Consider the following 23,964-nt stretch of genomic DNA (forward strand, 5'->3'; position numbering starts at 1 on the left):
GTTACCGCCTCCTCTCAGAGAGATCCACCCGGTTCAAAGACTCGATATGAAACGCTACGACAAAGTTCATGACAACCGATAAGTCGCTGAGGTCAATCTGCAACAGTTCTTCAATCTTCCTGAGCCGGTACCGGATCGTATTGCGGTGCACGAACATCGACTGGGCGGTCTGTGAGACGTCCATGTTGTTGGACACATACGCTTTTAAAGCGAGCGAGAGTTCTGCCTCGGTCTTACGGTCATGTTCATTCAAGACATCCATTGTATCGTGGTAAAATTCAGCCAGCTCCGTCGGATCGTGGGAATAGAGGATCTTCAGTAAGCCGATGTCCTGAAAAAAAGATACGTTCTCGCCGGTTTCATGGATGCCGATATCCCGCGCCATTTTCGCTTCCTGATAGGAACGGAAGTAATCAACGCCCCGCTGACACGGGCGTCCGACCCCCGTAAACAGGACTCGGTCATGCAGGAATTCCCTGGCGGAGTCGAGGAGCGTATTTATCAGTGTACGGATTTCCTTTTCCCGCTTGCCGCTTCCCTCCGTTTCCTTCACCGGCATAAAGACGATGAGTTCGTCACGCTTATGCAAAATCATGCCCTTGTTGAGGCGTCTCACGAGATCCGTTTCCCATTGGCGCAAAAGCCGTTCGAGCAGTCCTTCATCCCCAAGATGAGGGTCGTATGCCTGCAATTGAAAAGACAGAATGGTGTGGGGTACGGATAAATCCCACTCCCAGGTCTTCGCCGCTGAGCGTACGGTGTTCTCATCTTTCACATTGCCATATAACAAATCAAACAAAAACGCATTTTTCCAACGGCGTCCCTGCTGCAGGAGTTCCTGATTCTTCTTTTGCTCCACTTTCACCGCCATGGCGAGGTCCGGCAAAATGGCGTTCACCATGTTCAGGTTCACCTCAGCCATTTGCACCCGGTCAAGGTAGAGGTAGCCGCAGACTTCGTCACCTGCAGTCAGATCAAACCGCTCCGCTTCCCATTGAAACTGCATGCGGCGATCGAGAACGATCGATGGTGAACCGTCGAGGACGTCGATTAATTCTGTGTTCCGGTTGGACGCATACCCGCCTTTTACTGCAAGCGGTGTGAAAATGTCATCCGTCATCACCGCGCGAACGTCGAACCAACGGCAAAAAGCCTCCAGTAATCCTGCAACTCCTTTTCCGGAGGCAAGGATTTCCAGGAGTTCCTGTCGGTATTGACTCGTTTCTGACGCTGTCGTTTCATTGATATGATTCATCACACATCACCTGATTTCACTTCATTAACCCAATTATCGCAGATTTCCTGACATGAAATCCCGCTTGATTCGCACAAATTGATGACAATGTTCGACAAAATATTTCGAAAACTAGGCTTGTCGCCAAGCTTTACTGGCGAAAGCCTTCGTTGCGTTTACACTTCAATCCTTTAGCGAACGTACACAGTCCTATGAAGTGTCATAGAAACGTGACCCTCCGCATCAGGAAGGGTCACGCTTATGGAGCATTCCTTATCAAATGCGTTCCATCGATCGTGTCGTCACCACCGGAATGCCTGATCCAGAGACATGATCCACGACGATTTCCCCGCAGGCCACCGGAGCCACGAGTTCGATCTCATTGAGTTCAGCCATGCAGTTCATGATGTCCCCTTTTGGAATGGGTTCGAGGGTTTTGACCGGAATCCGGCATAAATGACTGCCTTTGATTTTCACCGTTGTCGTCACCATTCGCAGCGGGTTAGTCAGCTCATCGATGGCGTATTTCTCGCCGCGTTTGCAGGTGTTTCCATTCACTTCATAGGACGTCTGATCGCCTTTTTTTGTCACCGTCACTTCCAGACGGCACCCGATCGGACACGTGATACAGGTTAATTCATGCACTGTCATGATAACACCGCCTCCTCTTGTTCAATCGCGATGGAAATTTCGCCTGCTGTGATTTTTTCCAGGTCCTTTGCTTTCAATAAGACAGACTCCATCTCGGCCGGGACCATATGCCGCTTCTTGACGGATTTGATTCGTGTTCCGTTGTTCATCAATACGATGCGCACATTCTCATAAACCGCATCGGTTCGGAACATGAGCGTCAACTTGTTGCCGTCAATGTTGTTTGGTTCAATGAACTGCGGCACCACATAGCGGACACCGCTTGACGGGGTGGTAGACAACGTTCCACTTCCTGATGTCAGCTCATCTTTCACATAACGGGCGGCACTGCGACCGGCACGGCAGCTTTCTTCCGTGACCCAGTCGACCAGGTCATGCACATGGACCACGTTTCCGCAGGCAAAGATGCCGGGGATTGATGTTTCCATGGATTCATTGACATCCGGTCCGTTCGTCAATGGGTTTAGCGTGATGTTCGCTTTTTTGGAGAGTTCGTTTTCAGGAATCAGACCGACGGACAACAGCAGCGTATCGCAAGCAATGGTCTTTTCCGTTCCCGGGACGAGCTGCATGGCTTCGTCCACCTGCTGAATGACGATTTCCTCGACCCGCTCTTTGCCCCTGACTTCAGTGACGGTGTGACTGAGTAGTAAGGGAATGTCAAAATCATTCAGGCACTGTACAATATTGCGGGCCAGACCGCCGGAATACGGCATCAGTTCCACCACTGCATGCACATTCGCGCCTTCCAAGGTCATCCGCCGGGCCATGACGAGTCCGATGTCCCCCGAGCCGACGATGACGACGTCTTTTCCGACCATATAGCCTTCCATATTGACAAACCGCTGGGCAGTGCCTGCGGTGAACACGCCTGACGCCCGGGTACCGGGGATATTGATCGCGCCCCGGGTCCGCTCGAGGCAACCCATTGCAAGCACGATGGCCTTCGCTTCGATCTGCATTAATCCGTCAGTTGTATTGACTGCGGTCACGAGCTTTTCTTCCGTAATATCAAGCACCATCGTATCGAGTTTATAGTCGATATTCTCTTCTTTCAGCTGGTTGATGAATCGTTCCGCGTATTCCGGGCCGGTCAATTCCTCCTTGAACCGGTGCAGACCGAAGCCGTTATGAATGCACTGCTGTAAAATACCACCCAGTTCGCGGTCCCGCTCGAGAACCAGAATCGAGTCTACACCATTTTCCTTCGCTTCGATTGCAGCAGCAAGTCCTGCAGGACCGCCGCCAATCACGACCAAATCTACTTTCACAGTCAACCCCTCCTTTTATTCTGAAGCTACCGATTGTTTTGACGTTTCACGCTGCACTTCCTTCGTTTTGCCGGTCAGAATATAGGAATCCTGTCCATCTTTCACGATCTCAGTGATATCACGATTCAGCTCTCTGGCAAGGATCTCCATGACCCGCGGCGAACAGAATCCGCCCTGACAGCGCCCTGCACCTGCGCGGATGCGCCGTTTCACACCGTCGAGTGTCTCAGCCCCTGCGTAGCGGTAGATCATGTCGACGATATCGCCTTCAGTAATCGATTCACAGCGGCAAATCACCCGGCCGAACCGCTCATCTTCTTCTAACATGGTCTGCATTTGGGTTCGCGTTGCCTCCATGAACCGTTTCACCGGTCGTCTCGTGGGATTGAACATTCGGTTCTCTTCTTGATCAGGAACGTGTGCTGAAATCAGGGTAACGATCTCTTCAGCAATGGCCGGCGCAGCAGTAAGCCCTGGGGAATCGATGGCGGCGGCACTGATAAATCCTGGGAACTGCCTTGAATCTTCAATGATGAAATCACCGCCTGACGTCTTGGCCCGAAGACCTGTGAAAGAGGTGATCACTTTTTGAAACGGGAAGTCAGGGATGGCACGTCCGCCTTTTTCCCGGAGTTCCTTAAGTCCTTTACGGGTGGTGCGCAGATCGTCTTTTGCTTTCGGGCCTTCGGATGTGGGGCCGATCAGGTAATTCCCTTCCACCGTCGGTAAGGCAACGACGCCTTTTGTTTTCCCTTTAGGGGGCTGAAAGACGATTCGCTTTGTAAAATCCCCTGTGGATTGATCGAACAGATTATACTCTCCGGCATAGGGTAAGATATCGAACCGGGCTTCGCCGTGGATCATGGCGTCAATCTCGTCGGCGTATAACCCTGCACAGTTGACCACGGTTTTCGTCTCGATCATGCGGCTGCCAGTCTGAATCCGGTAGCCGTTCTCCGTTGTATCAATCCCGGTGACTGTCTGATTGAGACCGAGTTCCACACCGTTATCCATGGCGTTTTCCATGCAGGCAATCGCCAGTTCATACGAACCGACAATGCCCGCTGTCGGCGCATAAAGAGCTGCGATCGCATCTTGATTGATGTTTGACTCCATCGCCTGCAGTTCCTTCGCTTCGATGATTTGAAGATCCGGCACACCGTTTTGTTGTCCTTGTCTCAGCAAATGTTCCAAGTGGTTCCGATCCTCTTCTGAGAAAGCGAGCAACAGTGAACCGTTTTGCCTGTAGGGTACGTCGAGCATGCGACAGAGCATCGGGTACAGCCGGTTTCCCTCCACATTCGTCCGTGCCTTGTTCGTTCCGGGCTTGCAGTCAAAACCTGCGTGTACGATAGCGCTGTTTGCTTTCGTTGTGCCATTGGCTACATCATTGTCCTTTTCAAGCAGGAGCGTCTTCAGATTCTTTGTCGAGCAGGCTCTCGCAATCGTCGTACCGGTAATGCCTCCTCCAATAATGACAACATCATACATATCCATTCTCCCCTTTCTGAATCACGTCCACTACGGTGCGGGTAACTGATGATGAGAACGAAAAAAGACCACAGGAAACGCAGTCCAGGTCTGTTTCTCACACCCGGACGGCATCCTGTGGCCTCAGCATCTCAAGAGGACGTTTTAACTTATGTTCATCATATCACATGACTTCTGGAAGCGGTTCATCATCACACGGGGTTTCACATTTATTTCGCATTTCTGTTCGCAATATTGACACATGTCATCCCGCTCTCATGGCTGTTTTGTAACCCTCGTCACAGTCGCCGGACTGAAACTTTGCTATGATACGGATGACGTTACTATTTTCCTTTGGAGGACTCACGATGACCAGGTTCCGTTTCGCATTCATCTTTATTTTTTTCCTGCTTGTACTCATGGTTTCAGGACAATCGGTTTTTTCTGAATCGATCAGTCTGCCCCCTGAGGAGAATGAACTCCTATATTTATACGCAGATACGTGTCCGGTCTGCGTGCAGGCCAGCCCTGAAATTGAAGCCTTCGCCGAATCAGCTGCCGTGGACCTGATCCCCATTGATGTGCAGGATCCCGGCAATCAGGACCTCGTTGCCGGCATCTATGATGCGTATGACATTACGCACCGGGTCGTCCCGACATTTGTGCTGAACGATACCGTCATGCAAGGCTTCGACGGCGGGGCGGATGAACCGTTCGCTGTACTGAAGGAAGCAACGGTTGAAACCGGGCAGGGAGAGATCTGCAGTGAAACCGCGGAGAACAAGAATGCAGAATGCAGCGACACAGCGCCTGACACGACCGACCAGGCCGGACAGAACCTGCTCGGCTTGACGGGGACAACGGTGACGATCGGGCTCACTGACGGGTTCAACCCCTGTTCCTTATGGGCGCTCATGTTTCTCATGTCGATGGTGTTGCGGTTGAAAGACCCAAAGGCTGTCTACCTGACCGGAGCGGTGTTCATTTTGACCATCACAGCGATCTACGGGCTCTTTATCGCCGGGACGTTTGCGATTGTAACGAACATTCTCACCGTCACGTGGCTCAGAGTCATGATCTTTTTACTTGCGGCCGCGTTTGCCCTTATCAATATCCGGGATTATTTTTCCGGGAAAGAGGACTTGACGCTCGCGATCTCCGATACGAATAAAAAGCGCTGGATTCATTTCAGCCGCGGCCGTTTGAACCAGGCGACGAGCCCGTGGAAACTTGCCATGGCTGCAGTGACGATCGGGCTGTTCGCTTCCGTGATTGAACTGCCCTGCACCGCCGGTTACCCGATTGTCTGGAACGGACTGATGGCTTCTGCAGGCGTCGGTGGTCTGCAGTATATGAGCTTGCTCAGTCTGTATTTGATGATGTATGTCCTGGTTGAAGTGGTGATTCTTCTGTTGATCGGGCGCTCCATGCAAAAGATGAGCATGACGAATGGCCTCGCCAAAACCATGAAGCTTGTCAGTGGCACGCTCATGCTGTATCTTGCCGTGCTCCTTCTCAGTGGACCAGAGGCCATGAACAATATGACGCTTTTGACGGGTGGAAGCCTTGTGGTGATTGCCTTGACCCTTTTGTATGTGTATCTGGCCCGAAGAAGAGCTTGACGTTGTTATTTCAATGAATAGCCGCCGTCCACGACCAGTTCTGTACCGTTGATGTAAGATGCATCGTCCGACGCGAGAAAACGGACGGCGTTGACGATTTCGCCTGGCTCTGCGTAAGACCCGCGCGGTGCGTCTTTGGCTGCTTTTTCAAAGGCTTCCTGGCTCCCGTATGCTTTCATAGAGAGTTCGGTTGCCGCCGGTCCCGGGGATATGGCATTGACCCGGACACCCATTTTGGCAAAGCGGAGTGCAGTACTTTGCGTCATCGCGACAATGGCGGCTTTTGTCCCGCTGTAGGCCGGCAGCATCGGGTTCACTTTGTCATTGCCGAGAATCGCTGCGTTATTGACGATAACGCCACTCTTTTGCTTTTGCATCGCGTTCAGAGCGTACTTCATATACAGGAAATACGCTGTCTGATTCGTGGCAATCAGTTCGTCCCAGTCCGCTTCTTTCACCCGGTTCAAGGGACCTGTGCCAAGTGACAGGACGCCTGCGTTATTAAAGAGAATGTCAATCCGTCCTTCTGCTTCGAGAATCTCTGCCATGCAGCTCGCAATTTGTTCACGGTTCGTGTTATCCACCTGATGAAAGATCACGTTCCCGTCAGTGGCCTTTTCCGTGTCGTTTCCTTCTTTTTCGCGGCGGCCGGTGAAATGCACGGTTGCCCCCCGCTCAGCAAACTGTTTGACAGCTTCACGGCCGATGCCGGAGGTTCCTCCGTTAATGACGACGATCTGGTCTTTGAAATCATTCATTGTCTGTTGCCCCTCTCTTTTTGTCGATGATGTATGCCGTTCTTTTCCCGCTTATGAAGCGTGGAAAACCCAATGACGTTGACGAGTGAGCAACCATCATGTATTCTCATATATATAGACCGATTGTTATACTAATTGAACGAGGTGAACGTATGGCGAGCATGACCGCTTCCAAAACGATCTTGATCGACACCGCTGCCCGTCTTTTCCAGACCCAGGGATATCACGGAACCGGCCTCAATCAGATCATCCGTGAGAGCGGGGCACCGAAAGGATCACTGTATTATTATTTTCCGGATGGGAAAGAACAGCTCGCCGTGGCAGCCATTGAGAGAACGGTCGGCGTCGTTAGTGAACGGATCTTTACAGGTATGGCGGTCAACACGGATGACCCCGTGACCTTGCTTCAGGGGTTTATTCATCATCTGGCGAACAGTTATGATGAAGGGCAGCATCAGGCCGGCCTCCCTGTAGCAGCTGTTGCTTTGGAGATGGCAGATCAGAGTGAATCGATCCGGGAAGCTTGCCTCAAGGCCTACACGCAGTGGCATGACCTATTGGCGCAGCAACTGATGCAATCCGGTCTGACGGATGAAACGGCCAAAGCACTCGCAGCCACCGTCAATGCGCTTGTCGAAGGCGCTTTTATTACGGTACGGCTGAAAGGCCACGCTGAACCCCTTCGACAAATGGCTGAGGTGATCCCAGCACTTGTGAGAGGCATCGACGGCTGAAGGGGCCGTTTTCTTTTCCTTCAGATTATATAGACTGGTCTACAAATTATAAGGAGTGATCGATGTGAATCACCGCGTTTTTGTCACCGGAGCAACAGGGAATATCGGCAACTTTGTAGTGGACGACCTGCTTGAAAAAGGCGTATCTGTCAGGGTGGGGATACGTGATCCGAAGAGGAAGGGCTATACGTTTAAGGAAAAAGAAGTTGAGGTGGTCCCGTTCGATTTCTTCGACAACAGTACTTTCAATGAGGGGCTTGAAGAGATTGACGGCATCTTCCTCATGCGCCCACCGCAACTGGCTATGCCGGAAAAGGATATGTTGCCGTTTATTACCGCTGCCAAAGAAGCGGGTGTCAAACAGATCGTCTTCGTCTCTCTTCTCGGCGTAGAGAAGAACCCCGTCGTTCCCCACCGGAAGATCGAAACACTGATCCGGGAGTCGGGGATGGGTTACACCTTTTTGCGACCGTCGTTCTTCATGCAGAACTTAAATACCACCCATCAAAAGGACATTGCGGAAAAAGGGATCCTCGATGTGCCTGTTGGTAAGGCGTTGACGAGTTTCATCGATACCCGGGACATTGCCAGTGTTGCAGCGGTTTGTCTGACCGATGTAAACCACGTGAATCAGGCATACACGCTTACAGGCAACCGCGCCATCAGCTACAGGGAAGTCGCGGATATCTTGAGCCGTGTCCTCGGACATTCTGTCATTTACGCGCCGAAGAATCCGCTGGCCTTTCGAAGCCGTTTAATCCGGGAAGAAACACCGAAAGCATTCGCGAACGTCATGACGCTCCTTTACCTCATGACCTGGGCAGGAACGGCAAAGAGCATAACCGGTGAGGTTGAAAGGATTCTTAAGCGTCAGCCGATCAGCTTCGAGCAATACGCAGAGGATTACAAAGAAGCTTGGCTGAACGCATGATGTTTGATCGTTTTTGCGACCATTTACGATCCATTTCCGATGCACTGATACCCAAATCGGGAGAAAATCGGTTGCATTTGTTGTACCGATTCATGAACTGGTCGTGTTTTTATCCGTGACGGTATTTGATCATCAAAAGTGGGCTCTTGTTCATCAATCGTCGGACGCTGTTCATCACCCCAGCGGTTTTGATCATCAATCATTGCGTTCTGCTCATCAAAAGTGAGGCCTTGTTCATCAAAACAGCAAATCCGCACAGTACTGATATCGATGTTATGTATATAAACACGAAGACCCGGGATATGCTGATCCCAGGTCTTCGTTTTAGCTATTCATCGTGATGATCGGTGGAAAACTTAATTCTGCTTACTGTGCTCCAGATGGAAAACACGCTTATCAAGCTCCGACAGCTTGTTGTTTACATAGCTTGTTTCCACATCTGAGCGCTTTTGATTTGTCCGAAGCAGCATCAGAATATCCTCAGTTTGTGTCAGTTCGATGCGCTGAATTGACTTATCCATATTCACCATCAACTCTTTCATCGAAACCATGTCACTCTCCACATGTGTCAGGCGACTGTCCATACTGACCATGTGTTCTTTCATTTGTCCCATGTCAGTTTCCAAATGGGATAATCGTCCGTCAACATGATCCACTTTTTCTTCAACATGAGATAGTCGATGATCGATTTGATCCACTTTCGTTTCAATGGAGCTTAAGCGATGATCCATCTTTGATACTGATGCTTCCACTGCACCAAGGCGTTGATCCATCTGCGACACTGATGCTTCCACTACACCAAGGCGTTGATCCATCTGTGAAACCGTTACTTCCACTGCACCAAGGCGTTGATCCATCTGCGAAACCGATGTCTTCACCTCATTCAGACCATCCTCCATGCTATCCATACGTTGTTCCATCCGGTCAAAACGTTCATCCATCTTATCAAGACGTTTATCCATCTTCACCAGCATCGATAAGATTTGCTCTTCCATCCCGATCACTCCATTCCATTTGATTATAAACGAATACAGATCACCTTGCATGATACAAAAGCAGCTTTTTGATGTCCTCCTTTATCAATTGTACCCGTCATTTCCTCTCAGGATCTTTCCTTTCCTGGTCCTGCCAAATGTTTCGAAGTGGGGATGCATACCGGAATGGAGTCTTGCCACTGAGCGAATCCAACACATTCATCAACCTCTCCATCACGGCCGATCAGGTTACTTTAATTATACAAAAACGAACGTATATTCGTAAAAAATGGAGAGCATATCAGGATTTCATGATCCGTACGGTACATGATCAGCATGAGCCTGAAATCCATGATTCACGATCGTTCTCCACAAATGTTTGTCGAACCGAAACGGCCCTGCTTCTTTTACATACAAGACAACTTCCTGCGTAATCTGAAATTCAATGACATAATCCGGGCCGCTTGCCAAACGGAAGTGATAAATCGGTAAAGGCTCTTTAACGAAAACATACGTCAGTGACCACTTCCCGTATTGCTGTGACATGCCTCGCTCAATTCTTCTGACGGATCGTTCAACGACCTCGGCATCTGTGGCCATTTTGTTTCCCATATAATTTGCATAACTCACCGTGCAACACTCCTTCTGGTTTATTGCAACCATCAAGATCGTTCATTGGAGATAAGCGGGTGCCTCCTTTCTGTTCGATTCAAGCACAAAAAAGCCCCCATTCACCGAGTGATCGGTGAACAGGAGCCTGCGCTCATATTCCGTCATCACTCATCACCCAGACGGACGGATCCGTCTGCTGGTCGGGGCACCTTCGCCAATATATGGCCAGGTTGCCGTGGAGTCATTGAGCCAGTTCTCTCGTCCACTCTTGATAATTGCTGATTTCAGTATAGCACGAAACAATTCGTTTTGGTAGCACTGTGGTTACGATTCTGATGATCGTTTGCCAAGTTCAGTTTCCAGCATGTAGAACGCATTGCTGTCGTTTTCGATGCGCTTGATCTTCTGGATGATCCCGTCGAATGACGCTTCTTCTTCCACCTGCTCGTCAATGAACCAGTTCAGGAATGTCATGGTTGCGTGTTCCCGCTCATCGAGGGCCATATCGGCCAGTTTATAGATCTGTTTTGTGACTTCTTTTTCATGCTCAAGTGACTTTTCAAACGTATCAAGAATTGATGTGAATTTGTTGTTCGGTTCCGGAAGCGCCTGAATCGATGCTTCTTCACCCATATCCACGATAAAGTTGTAAAATTTCATCGCATGTTCCCGTTCTTCTTCAGCCTGGGCCAAAAAGAAATTCGCAAACCCGTCAAAGCTTTCATTTGAGCAATACGCTGCGGTCGCCAAATACACATGGGCCGCATTAAACTCGTTGTTCATCTGATCGTTCAAACCTTTTGCAAGCTTTTTACTCATCATGTTCAATCGCTCCTTTTTCATAAAGAATTATTTTTAGATGACACTAATTATCATGATAACAATTATAATCATAACACGTTTAACACGCCTCAACAAATGGAGGGGAATTTTACTAGATGGTCGAATTACACTAATTAAAGGATGGAGGGGACTTATGATGAGACAACCCAGGGTTATTTATACAGAAGAACAGCTTTATGAACGGGAGGATGCTCTGATCGAAAAGGAAAATCAAGATCTTCCCTATCCGCTTTTTCACAAGTGGATCGAGCTGTATGAAGATTTTTTCACATTATACAGGTCCGATGATCATTTCAAGGATGAAAAAGAGGCCGTTCGAAAAAAGCTTGTACGCTATTTACTTGAATACGGACTCTATTTGAAGTCCTCATTAAAGAAAGAGCACCAGCTGGCTGCTTCGCAATTACAAAAGGTTCTCAAGTATGACAAAAACAATCCAGTGGCATTATACCGGCTTGGTTTTCTGCATTACAGGGAGAATGCTTTTCACGAGTCGATTCGTTATTTCAATGACAGCCTTGACCAAAGTCAAACTCATGATAAACAGCAATGGCCGTTAAATGACAGGCAATCGGAATTAGCCTCTCTTTATCTTCTCAGCAGTATGATTCACCTTCGGGATCAATTAAATCCAGGTAACTCTCTGACTGACGATTCTGGCGTCGAGGGGTATGAATTGGCAACTGATATTGAAGATGTGATCAGCAGAAAAGAATATCGTGCTTTCACTAAAAAACGGGAATGGTTGTGTAACTATGAATCTTGTCTGGATGAATTTAATCAGGCCCTTGGTACCGATCTTCTCGTATTGTTCTTTGACCTTGAGTCCACTTTCGTCCAGTACCGTCACAATCGAGTTCAGATTCATATCGATTATGCGCGTCTGTTAAAAATACTGATGGAAGAGAGCTACCCTCACCAACCCTTGGGAGCCGAGGAGATCCCTCATATCTTCCCCAAACATGTTGATAATAATACGAATATACAAAAGGCGGGGAGAGTTCGCCGGTTCTTAAGGACACAACTGGGGATTGAAGATGTGATTTTGCCAGGTGGAAAATCCGGCACATACACAAGGTATTATTTCAACGACACTTATGATTGCCTGATCCTTTCTCGTTCGGATTTTTAAACCATTTACCGATGACAGTGCTGTCATCGCCCCATGAGATAATTGAGTTATCAAAAGTAAGGGGTGATGACTCATGAAACAACTCGAACAGCAGTTGCAATCTTATGGGTTTATGGTGCGGGTCAATGATGAGGGCATTCTGGATATGCGGGAAGAATCCGAGGTCAATCGATTATTTTTCAATCAGATCATCAGTCAGTCCGGGCTTGGACATGCAGTCGACAGCCAGCACAAATGCTTCACACTCAGTGAGCAATCCGAATTGGAGAAGGCAATAAAACAAGCTTTCAACTGGTCTTATCGGGGCAATCATGAAAACTCGTATCTTTTTGAAACCGCTGACGATGTGATGTTGGAGCATCTGGATTTTTCCATTGCAGGCCTTGTCAGACAGTTGAACCGTCTCGGTCTCACAACCAGCATGAGCTGTGAAGGACATTCATCCTGGTTACCTCACATCCGATTCGTATCGGAAGAGATTGCAGATCGTGCGATCCCATTCCTGCAGGCTGCCGGTATCTATGCAAAAAAATCAGAGCAGAACCATTTGAAAATCGAACTCCTGTCAAATGACCAACAAGTATTTCTCGATGCCGGTTTGTACCTCGCACAGTTGCAGCCTGATGATGTACCAGCTTCAAGAAAATCACTCATGCAAGAGAGATTGGAACAGCGTCTCCGGGAAGTACTTGCCATACCGGGTGTCAGTGGTGATGAAGGTCAAATTCGCACCTATGTTATGGCAGCTTTGAAAAGATTGACTTCAGACGTCAAAGTGGATGATTACGGAAACGTATTAGGGTCTATCCATTACGGAGAAAAACCGTCTCGTCCTGTCATATTGGTGAATGCACACCTGGACATAGTCAGAGAACTGGTCCCCTCGCGCAAAGTCGTTGAAACCGATGACATCTGGAGCAGTAATCTTGGTATTCTTGGGGCTGATGACCGCGCTGGAGTTGCGATCATTCTGGAAGCCCTTGGTCGTGTCAAACAAATTCTCAAGGCCAGCGGAACCATTAAAGTCATCTTCACTGTCGAGGAAGAAATTGGACTCCGCGGGGCGAAAGCAGTTGATCCCTCTTTCCTTCGTGATGTGGATGCTGCGATCGTCATCGACCGGCGGGGGAACTCCGACATCGTTACAGGGAACAGCTTCGGCGACGTCTTTTGTGATGATGAATATGGGAAGTGGATTGAATCAGTTGCCTGCATACACGGGCACACAGGTTGGCGCTGTGTCCCGGGTGGCAACAGCGATACCCGCATCTGGTCTTCATATGGGATCAACAGTGTCAATCTCTCAGCCGGATATCAAAATGAACACTCTTCACAGGAAACCCTGGATGTCCTTGCCGCAGGTGACACGTTGAAATTATTGACGCAATTGCTTTTGGAACAAGGGTCACTGTATCGTACCTTGATGACCATTCGCAGAAAAAAACGATCTCTTCTTAAAACCTGATGGAACACTCCGAAAGGCTTGAATCCAGCTGGATTCAAGCCTTTCTTTACTAACATCAACAGTTGCTTAAATCATTCAGCCTTTGATACATTCATCGTTTCTATCGCCGCGCAATTTTGATATTCCTGTGTTTCAGATACGTCCCCATCCGCCAGAGCCACTCCACCGGACCCATTGTGAAAACAGACAGCCAGAGTTTACTGATCATCACTTGGGCAGCAAAAAGCAGCACAACCAGGGTCGACCCGCCAACCATGCCCATCTGTTCGAACTGACCGAGACCATACCCGTAAAAGATGAACCCCATGATCACGGATTGCGTCAGGTAGTTCGTCAATGCCGTTCGGCCCGGGTACGTCAGCCAGAGAAAGATCCCTCCACCATTGAAACGGTGATAGAGGAGAATAAAGAAGGCAATGATTCCGATCCCGAAAATCGGTCCCCCGAACATGTAACTGTAATACGTGATCGCACCGTCATCACTCAGAATCCCCGGCAACTTGGCGGCCAGTCCCACGATCAGCCCGAACAAGGCGATCATCAGCCATTGTCTGCGGCAGCTTGCAACATCCTGGATCCAGCCGCTTTTAACAAGCACGGCTCCGACAAGAAACAGACCGAGGATCTGTATGATGATCAGTGGATCTATGGACAGTTCATTGATCCGGAAAACGACAAGCTCCAGGTAGTCCCCGTTCAAGAGGATAGCACGCTCCGTTCCCTGATTCATCCAGCCTGATCCCACGCCGATGAGAGAAAGACCAAGAACGGCAACAAAGGAAAAACAACCCGCAATCCATAGCAGAAGCTTCGAAGGATTCAAATGAATCAAAAGCATCAGGATCAGACCCGTGAGCGCATAATCGATGAGGATGTCGCCGTGCCAGAGGATCACCCAGTGAAACAGACCGATTCCAAGAAGAATCAGTAACCGTCTCGTATAGGTTTTAAAAAACGACGCATCTCCCATTTGCGCCCTTTCGTACATGAGCGCGCCACCGATGCCGAAGAGGATGGCAAAGACCGGGTAAAAGCTGCCCTGGAAAAGAAGCTGAATGAGAAAATAAACAGTACTGTCGAGTGTCCCTGTGAAGGAGAGCTGCTGCTGGTTGTCGATGCCGTATTGAAACCCAAGCATATTCACCAGCAGGATGCCAAATAATGAAAATCCTCTTAAGCTGTCGATATAGTGCAGTCGGTTCATGAGATATCTCCTTCTGGGCAGGGCCGTTTACAATACGTCAGGACGAAACCTTTTCAGCATTCTTTTCCTGATAATCTTTCATTTGGTTGAACAGTTTTTCGACCATGCCGACACCGACGCGGTCGTATTTTGCCAGGATTAACAGCTCCTGTGGAAGCTGTCCCACGGTATCAATCCCATCCTCATTCAGCTGCTTCAGAAAATTCGGGATTCCTTTGAATGTTTCCCCGTTAAGCGGCAACTCTGCCAGCTGTTTTGTCATGATTAAGTATTTCGTGCGAAAGAAGAGAAACAATTCTCCAGGCCGCTCGAGCATGACCTTGCGGCGGACTTTTTCCTCTTCGATAAAGTGGTGTAATTCGTCAAAGAACTGCGTTTCGTTTCCTTCTCCGTATCGCTTCACATAGCCGGAAATCCCGTCCAGCCGAGCCGGTAATTCACTCATGATCCTTGCCTGCTGTTCTGCTCCCAGCTTGATCAGAAACCGCTCCGATTTCTCAAAACGCTGCGGCAGGAGAAATGCATCCCGGAGAAAATAGGGAACATCCAGTGAACCGTCTTGATATCGAATGGTCCTGATCGGCGTTTCTCCAGGAACAGATGGTGCAGATGGCACGGTCAGAGGCTCTCTTACAGCCGGTTCTTCCGCTTGATCCGGTTCCGGCTCTTTGGCAGCCCCGTTCTGCTGGTTGGCGGTCAGTTCATCCACCTTTTTCAGAAGCGATTCTTCAAGGCTCTTGAACCGCACTTCAAGCTCCATCGGGTCGTAGTCACCGGCACCCTGAATTTCCGGTTCCTGATACACGGGCATCTGGAACTTCAGCGGTCCCTTCCGCTCCATATACCATTTCATCAGGACATACAGGGCTTCCCAGGATTTCAGCGCCTGCGAATAGCGGAAACCCTTTGTCTGATGGGCTGCGTCGTTCCCGGCTTTCCGGATCTCGTGGACCGCATCCTGGACATCATTCGGAAACATTTTATACGACTGTAGCAGCATGATCCGATCTTTCAGCCCTGTGCAGCTGATGTCGGATATGCCTTCTTTTTTCATGATGTTCTTGATGACGCCTTCGACCATCGTCCGGGCATGGGTCAGCATCATGCGCGGGCTGGTGAACACGCTGTTTTCAAGCTCACGGGCAAGGCTTGCCAGCTCCTGATCCCATTCCTCCAGAAAACTGTAATAATAACTCCGCTCCTGCATTCAGATTACTCCCTTTCTTTCAGCAGTCTCATCAGCGTCATGGCCTCTTCATCCGTCAGCGTCATCCCTTTTCCCATCTTCGCATGCTCCGGTGCCCAATCTCTTACATCGTACTTCGGCTCCCGCTCGTTCCAGCTGATGCGGTTTAATTCTTTTCGCCAGCCTTTGGCGTTTTCAGATAGGACGCCAATATGTTCTGTGATTTCGTATTTGATCTCTGCCATTGCATTTGCCTCCTTGGAAATGGGTTCATTTACCATTTCATTATACATCTTTTACGCTGAAGCGTCATCACTGATGGCCGGCTGATATTTAAATACACCAAAGAGCATGACGGCTGCTGTGATGATGAACAAGTACAGCCCCGAGCCAGCCCCGTTCACTGCTGTCCCCATCATATCCACCTGTTTGGTCATGGCAAAGCCGATCCCGGCGACGAGGGTCAACCCTGTCAATACATAGCCTGCGATTTTGTTCACCGCCTGAAATCGGACGGCTTTGTAAAACGGGTAAATCAGCGGCAGCAAAAAGAGGTAGCCATCCTGCTGAAAACCTGATGCAGAGACAAAGCCAAGATCCGCCCAGGGCATAAAGAGCGACAGCACCGCCAAGAGCCCTCCCGCTACAATCAGTTTACCGCCCATGTCTTGTTTTGTGAAAAAATTCATTCCCATCAATCCCCTTTCATTTTATGTGATACCCCGATTGTATCCGGACCCCTGACAGGGACTGTCACGGGAATGAAAGTTCTCACAAATTTATTTTCCGGCGCGAACCGAAAAATTTATCATAAGTAATACGCAAAGAACCTGCATCAAAGTTTAAGATGCAGGTTCTTATTTTGAGCACTTTCCTTTTGTTTAAAATCACAGCGTTGCATGATACGCAGTGTTCGCAAGCAAAATCATCGTCATTAAAATAGCATTCAAAATCGGACCAAGATAAATATTGCCAGTCAACCTGAAGAAATACCTGTTGAATATTGCAGCGATTGCGAGTACTGGAACTAAGCCAATCACAACAATTGAAGACAACGATTCAGCAGGAAACCCTGCTTCTCCTGTGATAAACAGTGAGGCATAGTGATAGATCAGATAGAATACCAAACCTCCGACATACATGAAAATCGCAGTGATATAGCCTTTGATTCCATCAAATGATCGATTATTCGTATTAACATTGACAGAAAGCCCCACAACAAAATAGAAAATAAAGAACAGCGGAGCATATTTTAGCAATGCTACCAGGTGATGAACATCAAATGTCTTGACTGCAAAGGTCCATAAGCGGAAATCTGTGTTAAATATCACATCTACCAAAAATAACACGATATAACCGATGACAATTGAAATGATTGAAATCGATAGAGCAGAGAAAAGTGAACTAAGTCTCATTTTCAAACCATAATGATCGAGGGTAACGCCTTTTGGCTTATTGGAAATATAATGCCTTCCCACAAAGATCATGAGCGTAATCAAAGCAACATTCACAGCCCAATACAAGATTGGGTTCCCTGTAGGAGCGCCCAGAAATTCATTCACATCGATCAGCGTTTCCTGATTTTGAATGAGAACAAACTGGAATAATCCAATAATAAAGATGGATAGTGATGCTTTTTTAATGTGGTCATCTGATTTTTTCATCAATGAATAAATGAAACTCGATAATGTTGAAATCAGAATAATAATATTTACCAGCAGCACAATGCGCATGCCACTTTCATCCGCACTGTAAAATGAAGTGAACAACAGTGCCGGGAAAAATGCACTGAATAAGATGATTACCAGATTGGATGTTTTTTCACCTGTATTCTTCAAGTCCGGAAGTGCTTCAGGGTGTTTCACATTTACTTTCGATAAAAATGGCAGTACACTGAGCATTTTGATCGCCGGAACAAAAAGCAAAAAGAAACCGATTAATGCAGCAAATGAAAACCATTCTTTAAACATCCAGGATTGACCGGATTCACCGATTTCAACAAGATGACCATAATCTGAGAAAGCTTCATCATAAAATTCAACGACGTGTCCGGTGGTCGTCATCGAAAAATGATTCCAAGGGTGCGTTTCGTCCGGTTGATAAATGATTCTTTCGCCTCCATCAACCTGAAAAAATTGATCTGCAGATGGATCATCCGGGTTTCCTAAGAATGCCTGTGCTTCTTCAGTTTCTATATAATTTTTTTCCACAACTGGCCGCTCTTCTGCAGCAGCTTCAGGGTCAAAGAAAAATTCGTCATATGTTGCAGCAATTTTCCCTGCAGTTCTTGGCCCGTATGCATTCACGATTTCATCTAATTCATACTCTAATGAATAGATCCATTGATAGTCAGACCCCATTGTTAAATAGCTGTCAATTTTTCGGACCCCTGCTTCCTCATAAAACATTTCATCCATTATTACTGCATGAGTGGAAGAAAACCCACCCATGGAATGCCCTGAGACAGAGATCATCCCATTCCCGTCATCATCTTTTAAGACATAGTCCTGTTCATACATATAATTGACCGCATCATAAATCGACGAAGGCCAAAACGAGAAGAAAGGTACCGGTTTTTCCATCGTACCGATCGAATGACCATGATCATATTGGTCCAGCGCTAAAACGACGTACCCTCTCTTGGACATTTCAATAGCCTGCGGAGCCTGCATTTCCGCTGAATTTAGATAGCCGTGCGTTGCCACAATTGCAGGTCTTGGCTCTTCTTCTGCGCCATCCGGTAAATATAATAAACCGGATAATTCCCCATCATCTGTCTCGAAATTGATTCGTGAGACATCCACGTCTCCTCCACTGCTGTTCGCCAGAAATGCAGCGAAACTGCCCCCGGCTATTAGCAATACGGCGATAACAAGTTGAACAATAGTACTTCTTTCCATTAAAACCCCTCCATTCTCAAAATCCGAAAAAATGCACACTTCTCTACTTGAAAGGACCTCCTTTCATAGTGAAAAGTGTGCGTCTCCAGATCTCAACACCAGTTTATTAACTTATTTTCAATTATAAGTCAATTCGAAAACGCTGTCAATAAATGGGGGGGATAAATATTACATTGATATATTAAATTATCTTCACTCCAATTCGATATCACATTTCTTAACCCTGAAACTCAGTTATTGAACCACGTGAAAAATCTGGTATTTTGATCAATTTATATTTTCGAATCCTTTAGGCCATATGACGCGTATAGATAACAGAAAGATCAGAGAGGAGTGGGAAATACGATGGAGGAGCTCTTAGGATTGATCGACTGGGCAATTGTTGCACCCCTTTTGGCTTTACAACTGATATTGATGGTGGTGGCGCTGTTTGACTGTGTCCGAAGTGACAATGTCCGGGAACCGAAGTGGGTCTGGTATTTGGTGATCATTTTCGTCAACATCATTGGCCCGATCGTGTATTTTGTTTTCGGAAAGGTGAAGGATTGACATGACACTTTTAACCGTAGATCAGTTAACGAAACGATTCGGTTCTTTAACCGCTGTGGATCAGGTCTCTTTTTCCGTGGAGGAAGGGGTTTGTGCTGCACTGCTGGGTCCAAATGGTGCCGGTAAAACAACGGCCCTGAACATGATCACCGGGCTCAGTAAACCCACAGGGGGCACCATAACACTCGATCCGGCATTAAAAGGCGACCGACGCCGGCACCTCGGTTACCTGCCGCAGCATCCAACGTTCTTTAATTGGATGAGTGCGAGAGAATACCTGTGGTTCTCCGGGGAACTTGCAGGACTTTCAAAGAATGAATCCCGGGAGCGGACAACGGATCTTCTGGAAAAAGTCGGCCTCAGTGACGCGGCAAAAAAGCGGATCGGCGGCTTTTCCGGTGGAATGAAACAGCGGCTTGGCATCGCACAGGCACTGATACATAAGCCCGCGCTGATCATTCTCGATGAACCGGTTTCAGCGCTCGATCCTTTTGGTCGCCGGGAAGTACTCGATCTCATGCAGGAATTGAAGCGGGAAACGTCGATTTTGTTTTCCACCCATGTATTAAATGATGCGGAACAGGTCAGTGATGATGTATTTATGATGAAAGCAGGGAAGCTCGTCATGGCAGGGAGCCTGACCGAGGTGCATGCCTCTTTTGAGCGGCCTGTCATCCACCTTGCAACAGCCAAACCCGTGGGGGACTGGCTTCACTCTGTCAGGCAAGCCCCATGGGTAATGGGCGTCGAGGCATCGGAGCTTGCGGTGACATTGGATGTGACGGATATTGCAGAAGCCAGGGATGCTTTACTGAGTGACAAGGCGCTTCGAAAATTGGAGCTGACCCGTTTTGAAGTGGGTAAGAAATCGTTGGAAGACGTATTTGTCGAGGTGATGCAGTCATGAGGCAGTTTCTGATTCTTTTCAAAAAGGAATGGATGGAAACGCTGCGGAATCACAAATGGTTATGGCTGCCGGTGGTGTTCATGATCCTCGGATTAACCCAGCCGCTCACCAGCTATTATTTCGCCGATATCATGGAGAGCTTCGGCGGGTTGCCTGAAGGCGCCGTGTTCGATATGCCTCAGCCCATGGCCGGTGAAGTATTAGCAGGCACACTCAGTCAGTTCAGCCAGGTCGGCATGCTTGTCGTGGTATTGGCCTATATGGGTACCGTCAGTCAGGAGCGGACCTCAGGCGCCCTTTCCATGGTTCTCGTGAAGCCGGTGAGTCATGAAGCGTATCTGTTGGCCAAATGGGTACAGATGGTCCTCATGACGGCCATTGCGTTTGGCCTTGGTTTTCTTCTCAGTGCGTACTATACGTATCTTTTAATTGGTGAATTCTCCATTGGAACAGCTGCTTCCGGTGCAATGGTGTACCTGGTTTGGCTGATCTTCGCTGTCAGTCTGGTTCTGTTCTTAAGTGTCGTATTGACAAAGCAGGCTGCCGTAGCGTTCCTCTCTTTAGGTACACTGCTTGTTTTAAGCTTTTTAAGTATGTATGCACCAGAACTGTTTGCCTGGTCACCGGGTGCTTTATCCGGTCACAGTCAGCATTTGTTCATGACCAATGAAGTGGATGACGGATTCTGGGGAAGTCTTATCGTATCAGGCGTTTTGATCGCCGCTCTCTTGCTTATTTCAATCGGCGTGTTTAAAAAGAGTGAACTGGTGGTGAAAGATCAATAAACGTGAAGACAACGGACTGATCCGTTGCCTTTTGGCAAGTGTGGAATTGAGTAGCCTGAGGGGTATTTTCGCCAAATACAAGATGAGCTGCTCTGTTTGGCGGAAAATTATTGTTTTCACGGCAACCAGCAGATCCGTGTCAACGGTTGACCAATTTTCACGCCTATCGTGTCAAAAAAGTCTAGTTTACTTTTATTTGACTCGATGTCCCCAGAATAACTTCATACTATTCTCGGTCATTTGGCCGGTGAACCAGCAAAAAGCCAAGGCACATTCCATGCCTTGGCTTTCAGGATTCATTGATCAGCGGTTCATCATTTTTCTGCCGCCGTCAGTCAATACATACTGATCGTTTTCGTCAACCGACACAAAACCCATCGATTTCATATCTCTCAAGTTGCTTCGCACTTTGAACAGTGGCGCACCGGCTTCTTTTGAAAGGTCTTCAGCAGATTTCGGCGTTCCGTCCACTGCAGCCAGCATGTCTTTTGCTGATTGGGTCAGTGTACCATCACCATTTACGCATGCCATAAATTACATCACCTGCTTTCCTGATTGAATATTTGATCCGTCTCAGTCGACATCTTTCTTGCAGAAGTACCAGTCGACGCATTCGTATGCTGGGTCATTCGCACGCTCTTCCGCTTCTTCCTGTGTTTTTGGCGGAGGAACAATGGCTTTGTCTCCCGGATTCCAGTTTGCCGGCGTTGCCAGACCTTTTTCGTCCGTTGTCTGAAGTGCCTTCACGAGTCTCAGGATTTCAGGCATGTTTCGTCCTGTGGAAAGTGGATAGTAAATCACCGCCCGGACAACCTGCTTGTCATCAATGACAAATACCGCGCGTGATGTTTCTGTCGTGGATTCGCCTGGCATAATCATGCCGTATTTCTTTGCGACATCTTTGTTCAAGTCAGCAATGATTGGAAAGGTCAGTTCCACACCCATTTTTTCTTTGACGTTTCGAACCCATGCGATGTGAGAATGAACGCTGTCCACACTCAATCCGAGAAGTTCTGTATTCAATGCTCGCAGATCATCCGCAATTTCCTGAAATGCAATGAATTCCGTTGTGCAAACCGGTGTGAAGTCTGCCGGGTGTGAGAACAGAATCACCCAGGAACCTTTAAAATCTTCCAGTTGCAATGTACCGTGTGTTGTCTCGGCCTCAAATGCAGGCGCCTGATCTCCGATTCTCGGTAAAGAAACGACTTCTTTTTCTTGCTGTTCCACGTGTTCACTCATGAATAACATCTCCTTATTATTAATAATAATTATTATCTTGTACATATACTAATATAACCTGAAACAACGAAATAGTAAACGGAACAGGAGGTGAATTTATTGTTAAATAAACGACTGGAAACCACGGGGAGTATCGGACCATTTATAAAATTTTTGTGAAGTGATATTAAATATTCTCATTTATCGATTACGAATGAAAAAAGCGATCCTGTTTTCAACCGAACAGGATCGCTTTCGTATGGGTGATCAGAGTGTTAGCTGCCAATATAGTGCTGGTAAAGTGACAGGGCCTCCTGAACATTTCAACCAAAAAAGAGCAATGTCCAAGCCTGATTCGACTTAGCATTGCTCATTCATTTATTATTCCACGACTAAGGTTGTTTCCATTTCATCGTGACCTTCTCCACAAGGAATACTGCAATAGATTCTGTATTCTCCTGGCTCTAAATCGGCCGTTGCAGTTCCTTCACCATCAATCTCAACGTCCGTGCCTTCAATCTTGATACCGTGATGACCTTCTTCGTTTGTCAGGTTAATGGTTACCTCGCCAGCTTCAGCTGTATAACTGTCCTGATCAAAATCCCAATCGGTTGCAACCAGATCAACTTCATTGGAAGATGCATTTTCTCCATTACCACTTTCATTTTCAATCTCCGTCGTATCATCATTACCTCCGCAAGCTGCCAGTATCAGTACCAGCGAGAGAAGGAGTAAACTGATCATTGTTTTCTTCATTCCAACATTCCTCCATATAATAAATTATATAGCATTAATGTCATCTAATTATTAATACTATATAATAAAAATTATAAATTATCCCCGTCACCTTGTGCAATGAATAACACTTGGACTCAGTAATATATATTTATTCAGCCACGCTTATTTCATGTCTGAAAAGATTTTCCTTGGTTCTGCTCCATTGGTTCCGTGCATGGCCTGATACATTTCTTTGATCTGCTTGTCTGTAAAGTCAGGGTGAACTTCTTTCATAACCTTTTTCATTTGACCGAAATTAACCGGACCATTTGATTCTTCCATCAGTTCAACCATTTTATCCATGTCTTCTTCTGTCATTGCTTCATGCATGCCAGCGAAATCGCCATCGCCATGCATGCTGTCATGCATCTCTCCCATAGTGAAATTTGCACTCGGAGCGGCGCCATTTGTACCATGCATGTCATTGTACATGACTCTCAACTCTTCTTTTGATTGATCTGGATGATGTTGCTCCATGATCTTGCTCATTTGTCCGAAATTGAATAGTCCCTCACCATTTCCTGCATCACTTTGCGCATAAACTGCTGCTCCGCCGGTTGTAATCAAGCCTAAAGATAATAGACCAATCATTAGTTTTTTCATCTCAACCATCTCCCTTAATTTTTGTATACCTTCATCTTACAAAGAAAGTATCAAGAAAGTATGGAGTACGCGAAAACAGTCTCATTTTCTCAGTGTTTTACCCTCTACTGAAAAAGCGATCCTGTATTCTCTTGA

The 23,964-nt window shown here is 47.5% G+C and carries 26 protein-coding genes and 1 riboswitch; of the genes, 8 read left to right on the plus strand and 18 right to left on the minus strand.

The window, feature by feature from the left end; translation table 11 throughout:
• Window position 1 precedes the first annotated feature (1 nt).
• From BBEV_RS11120 to BBEV_RS11135, 4 genes are all read right to left on the minus strand, one after another.
• Window positions 2-1,255, minus strand: a complete 1,254-nt coding sequence (locus BBEV_RS11120) for a PucR family transcriptional regulator (protein ID WP_069365540.1) — start codon at window positions 1,253-1,255, stop codon at window positions 2-4.
• A gap of 255 nt (window positions 1,256-1,510) precedes the next feature.
• Window positions 1,511-1,885 (minus strand): DUF1667 domain-containing protein, encoded by a 375-nt coding sequence (locus BBEV_RS11125; protein WP_069365541.1) that lies wholly within the window; start codon window positions 1,883-1,885, stop codon window positions 1,511-1,513.
• Window positions 1,882-3,156 carry an NAD(P)/FAD-dependent oxidoreductase gene (locus BBEV_RS11130; protein ID WP_069365542.1) on the minus strand — a complete coding sequence of 425 codons (1,275 nt, stop codon included), beginning with the start codon at window positions 3,154-3,156 and terminating at the stop codon, window positions 1,882-1,884. Before BBEV_RS11130 ends, BBEV_RS11125 begins: the two co-directional genes overlap by 4 nt.
• A gap of 15 nt (window positions 3,157-3,171) precedes the next feature.
• On the minus strand, window positions 3,172-4,653 hold the full coding sequence (locus BBEV_RS11135; RefSeq protein ID WP_232318163.1) for an NAD(P)/FAD-dependent oxidoreductase: 1,482 nt from the start codon (window positions 4,651-4,653) through the stop codon (window positions 3,172-3,174).
• 341 nt (window positions 4,654-4,994) lie between these two features.
• Here BBEV_RS11135 and BBEV_RS11140 point away from each other — a divergent pair, with 341 nt between their 5' ends.
• Window positions 4,995-6,248, plus strand: a complete 1,254-nt coding sequence (locus tag BBEV_RS11140) for a thioredoxin family protein (RefSeq protein ID WP_069365544.1) — start codon at window positions 4,995-4,997, stop codon at window positions 6,246-6,248.
• A gap of 5 nt (window positions 6,249-6,253) precedes the next feature.
• Here BBEV_RS11140 and BBEV_RS11145 read toward each other — a convergent pair whose 3' ends face one another.
• On the minus strand, window positions 6,254-7,006 hold the full coding sequence (locus BBEV_RS11145; RefSeq protein WP_069365545.1) for an SDR family NAD(P)-dependent oxidoreductase: 753 nt from the start codon (window positions 7,004-7,006) through the stop codon (window positions 6,254-6,256).
• Window positions 7,007-7,158: 152 nt separating this feature from the next.
• Between BBEV_RS11145 and BBEV_RS11150 the strand changes: the two genes are divergently transcribed.
• Both BBEV_RS11150 and BBEV_RS11155 read left to right on the plus strand, forming a co-directional pair.
• Complete coding sequence (locus tag BBEV_RS11150) at window positions 7,159-7,740, plus strand: TetR/AcrR family transcriptional regulator (protein WP_069365546.1); 582 nt, start codon at window positions 7,159-7,161, stop codon at window positions 7,738-7,740.
• Between the two features lie 64 nt (window positions 7,741-7,804).
• Complete coding sequence (locus tag BBEV_RS11155) at window positions 7,805-8,671, plus strand: SDR family oxidoreductase (RefSeq protein ID WP_069365547.1); 867 nt, start codon at window positions 7,805-7,807, stop codon at window positions 8,669-8,671.
• A gap of 23 nt (window positions 8,672-8,694) precedes the next feature.
• Here the strand turns inward: BBEV_RS11155 and BBEV_RS11160 are convergent, their stop codons facing one another.
• The 4 genes from BBEV_RS11160 to BBEV_RS11175 all read right to left on the minus strand — a co-directional run bounded on the left by BBEV_RS11160 (window position 8,695) and on the right by BBEV_RS11175 (window position 11,079).
• A complete protein-coding gene (locus tag BBEV_RS11160; protein ID WP_069365548.1) occupies window positions 8,695-8,874 on the minus strand; it encodes a hypothetical protein in 180 nt (59 codons plus the stop codon).
• Between the two features lie 153 nt (window positions 8,875-9,027).
• Window positions 9,028-9,666, minus strand: coding sequence for a hypothetical protein (locus BBEV_RS11165; protein WP_157100971.1), 639 nt, complete (start codon window positions 9,664-9,666; stop codon window positions 9,028-9,030).
• A gap of 288 nt (window positions 9,667-9,954) precedes the next feature.
• The gene (locus BBEV_RS11170) at window positions 9,955-10,275 is read right to left on the minus strand and encodes a hypothetical protein (RefSeq protein ID WP_069365550.1); all 321 of its coding nucleotides are present in this window, start codon (window positions 10,273-10,275) and stop codon (window positions 9,955-9,957) included.
• Window positions 10,276-10,422: 147 nt separating this feature from the next.
• Window positions 10,423-10,535: riboswitch (SAM riboswitch) on the minus strand.
• Window positions 10,536-10,581: 46 nt separating this feature from the next.
• A complete protein-coding gene (locus BBEV_RS11175; protein ID WP_069365551.1) occupies window positions 10,582-11,079 on the minus strand; it encodes a ferritin in 498 nt (165 codons plus the stop codon).
• Between the two features lie 157 nt (window positions 11,080-11,236).
• Here BBEV_RS11175 and BBEV_RS11180 point away from each other — a divergent pair, with 157 nt between their 5' ends.
• Window positions 11,237-12,232, plus strand: coding sequence for a tetratricopeptide repeat protein (locus tag BBEV_RS11180; RefSeq protein WP_157100972.1), 996 nt, complete (start codon window positions 11,237-11,239; stop codon window positions 12,230-12,232).
• Window positions 12,233-12,305: 73 nt separating this feature from the next.
• On the plus strand, window positions 12,306-13,697 hold the full coding sequence (locus BBEV_RS11185; RefSeq protein ID WP_069365553.1) for a M20/M25/M40 family metallo-hydrolase: 1,392 nt from the start codon (window positions 12,306-12,308) through the stop codon (window positions 13,695-13,697).
• Window positions 13,698-13,797: 100 nt separating this feature from the next.
• Here BBEV_RS11185 and BBEV_RS11190 read toward each other — a convergent pair whose 3' ends face one another.
• The 5 genes from BBEV_RS11190 to BBEV_RS11210 form a co-directional block, all read right to left on the minus strand.
• Entirely contained in the window at window positions 13,798-14,901 is a 1,104-nt protein-coding gene (locus BBEV_RS11190) for a DUF418 domain-containing protein (protein ID WP_069365554.1), read from the minus strand.
• A 37-nt stretch (window positions 14,902-14,938) separates the two neighbouring features.
• The gene (locus BBEV_RS11195) at window positions 14,939-16,108 is read right to left on the minus strand and encodes a DUF4145 domain-containing protein (RefSeq protein ID WP_069365555.1); all 1,170 of its coding nucleotides are present in this window, start codon (window positions 16,106-16,108) and stop codon (window positions 14,939-14,941) included.
• Between the two features lie 5 nt (window positions 16,109-16,113).
• Window positions 16,114-16,332 carry a YdbC family protein gene (locus BBEV_RS11200; protein WP_069365556.1) on the minus strand — a complete coding sequence of 73 codons (219 nt, stop codon included), beginning with the start codon at window positions 16,330-16,332 and terminating at the stop codon, window positions 16,114-16,116.
• A 51-nt stretch (window positions 16,333-16,383) separates the two neighbouring features.
• Complete coding sequence (locus tag BBEV_RS11205) at window positions 16,384-16,776, minus strand: hypothetical protein (RefSeq protein ID WP_069365557.1); 393 nt, start codon at window positions 16,774-16,776, stop codon at window positions 16,384-16,386.
• Between the two features lie 198 nt (window positions 16,777-16,974).
• A complete protein-coding gene (locus BBEV_RS11210) occupies window positions 16,975-18,987 on the minus strand; it encodes an alpha/beta fold hydrolase (RefSeq protein ID WP_069365558.1) in 2,013 nt (670 codons plus the stop codon).
• 345 nt (window positions 18,988-19,332) lie between these two features.
• Between BBEV_RS11210 and BBEV_RS11215 the strand changes: the two genes are divergently transcribed.
• The 3 genes from BBEV_RS11215 to BBEV_RS11225 are packed head-to-tail and all read left to right on the plus strand — an operon-like array spanning window position 19,333 to window position 21,228.
• Complete coding sequence (locus BBEV_RS11215) at window positions 19,333-19,536, plus strand: PLD nuclease N-terminal domain-containing protein (RefSeq protein WP_069365559.1); 204 nt, start codon at window positions 19,333-19,335, stop codon at window positions 19,534-19,536.
• Between the two features lies 1 nt (window position 19,537).
• Window positions 19,538-20,443, plus strand: a complete 906-nt coding sequence (locus BBEV_RS11220) for an ABC transporter ATP-binding protein (protein WP_069365560.1) — start codon at window positions 19,538-19,540, stop codon at window positions 20,441-20,443.
• The gene (locus tag BBEV_RS11225) at window positions 20,440-21,228 is read left to right on the plus strand and encodes an ABC transporter permease subunit (protein WP_069365561.1); all 789 of its coding nucleotides are present in this window, start codon (window positions 20,440-20,442) and stop codon (window positions 21,226-21,228) included. Before BBEV_RS11220 ends, BBEV_RS11225 begins: the two co-directional genes overlap by 4 nt.
• A 303-nt stretch (window positions 21,229-21,531) precedes the next feature.
• Here BBEV_RS11225 and BBEV_RS11230 read toward each other — a convergent pair whose 3' ends face one another.
• The 4 genes from BBEV_RS11230 to BBEV_RS11245 form a co-directional block, all read right to left on the minus strand.
• Window positions 21,532-21,759: a hypothetical protein gene (locus tag BBEV_RS11230; protein WP_069365562.1), complete on the minus strand. Its 228-nt coding sequence runs from the start codon at window positions 21,757-21,759 to the stop codon at window positions 21,532-21,534.
• A gap of 42 nt (window positions 21,760-21,801) precedes the next feature.
• Window positions 21,802-22,470, minus strand: a complete 669-nt coding sequence (locus tag BBEV_RS11235) for a peroxiredoxin (RefSeq protein WP_069365563.1) — start codon at window positions 22,468-22,470, stop codon at window positions 21,802-21,804.
• 360 nt (window positions 22,471-22,830) lie between these two features.
• A complete protein-coding gene (locus BBEV_RS11240) occupies window positions 22,831-23,205 on the minus strand; it encodes a cupredoxin domain-containing protein (protein WP_069365564.1) in 375 nt (124 codons plus the stop codon).
• A gap of 144 nt (window positions 23,206-23,349) precedes the next feature.
• Window positions 23,350-23,838: an EF-hand domain-containing protein gene (locus tag BBEV_RS11245; protein WP_198154990.1), complete on the minus strand. Its 489-nt coding sequence runs from the start codon at window positions 23,836-23,838 to the stop codon at window positions 23,350-23,352.
• Between the last annotated feature and the right edge of the window lie 126 nt (window positions 23,839-23,964).

It is taken from the genome of Salisediminibacterium beveridgei, from assembly GCF_001721685.1.
GTDB classification, from domain to species: Bacteria; Bacillota; Bacilli; order Bacillales; family Salisediminibacteriaceae; genus Salisediminibacterium; species Salisediminibacterium beveridgei.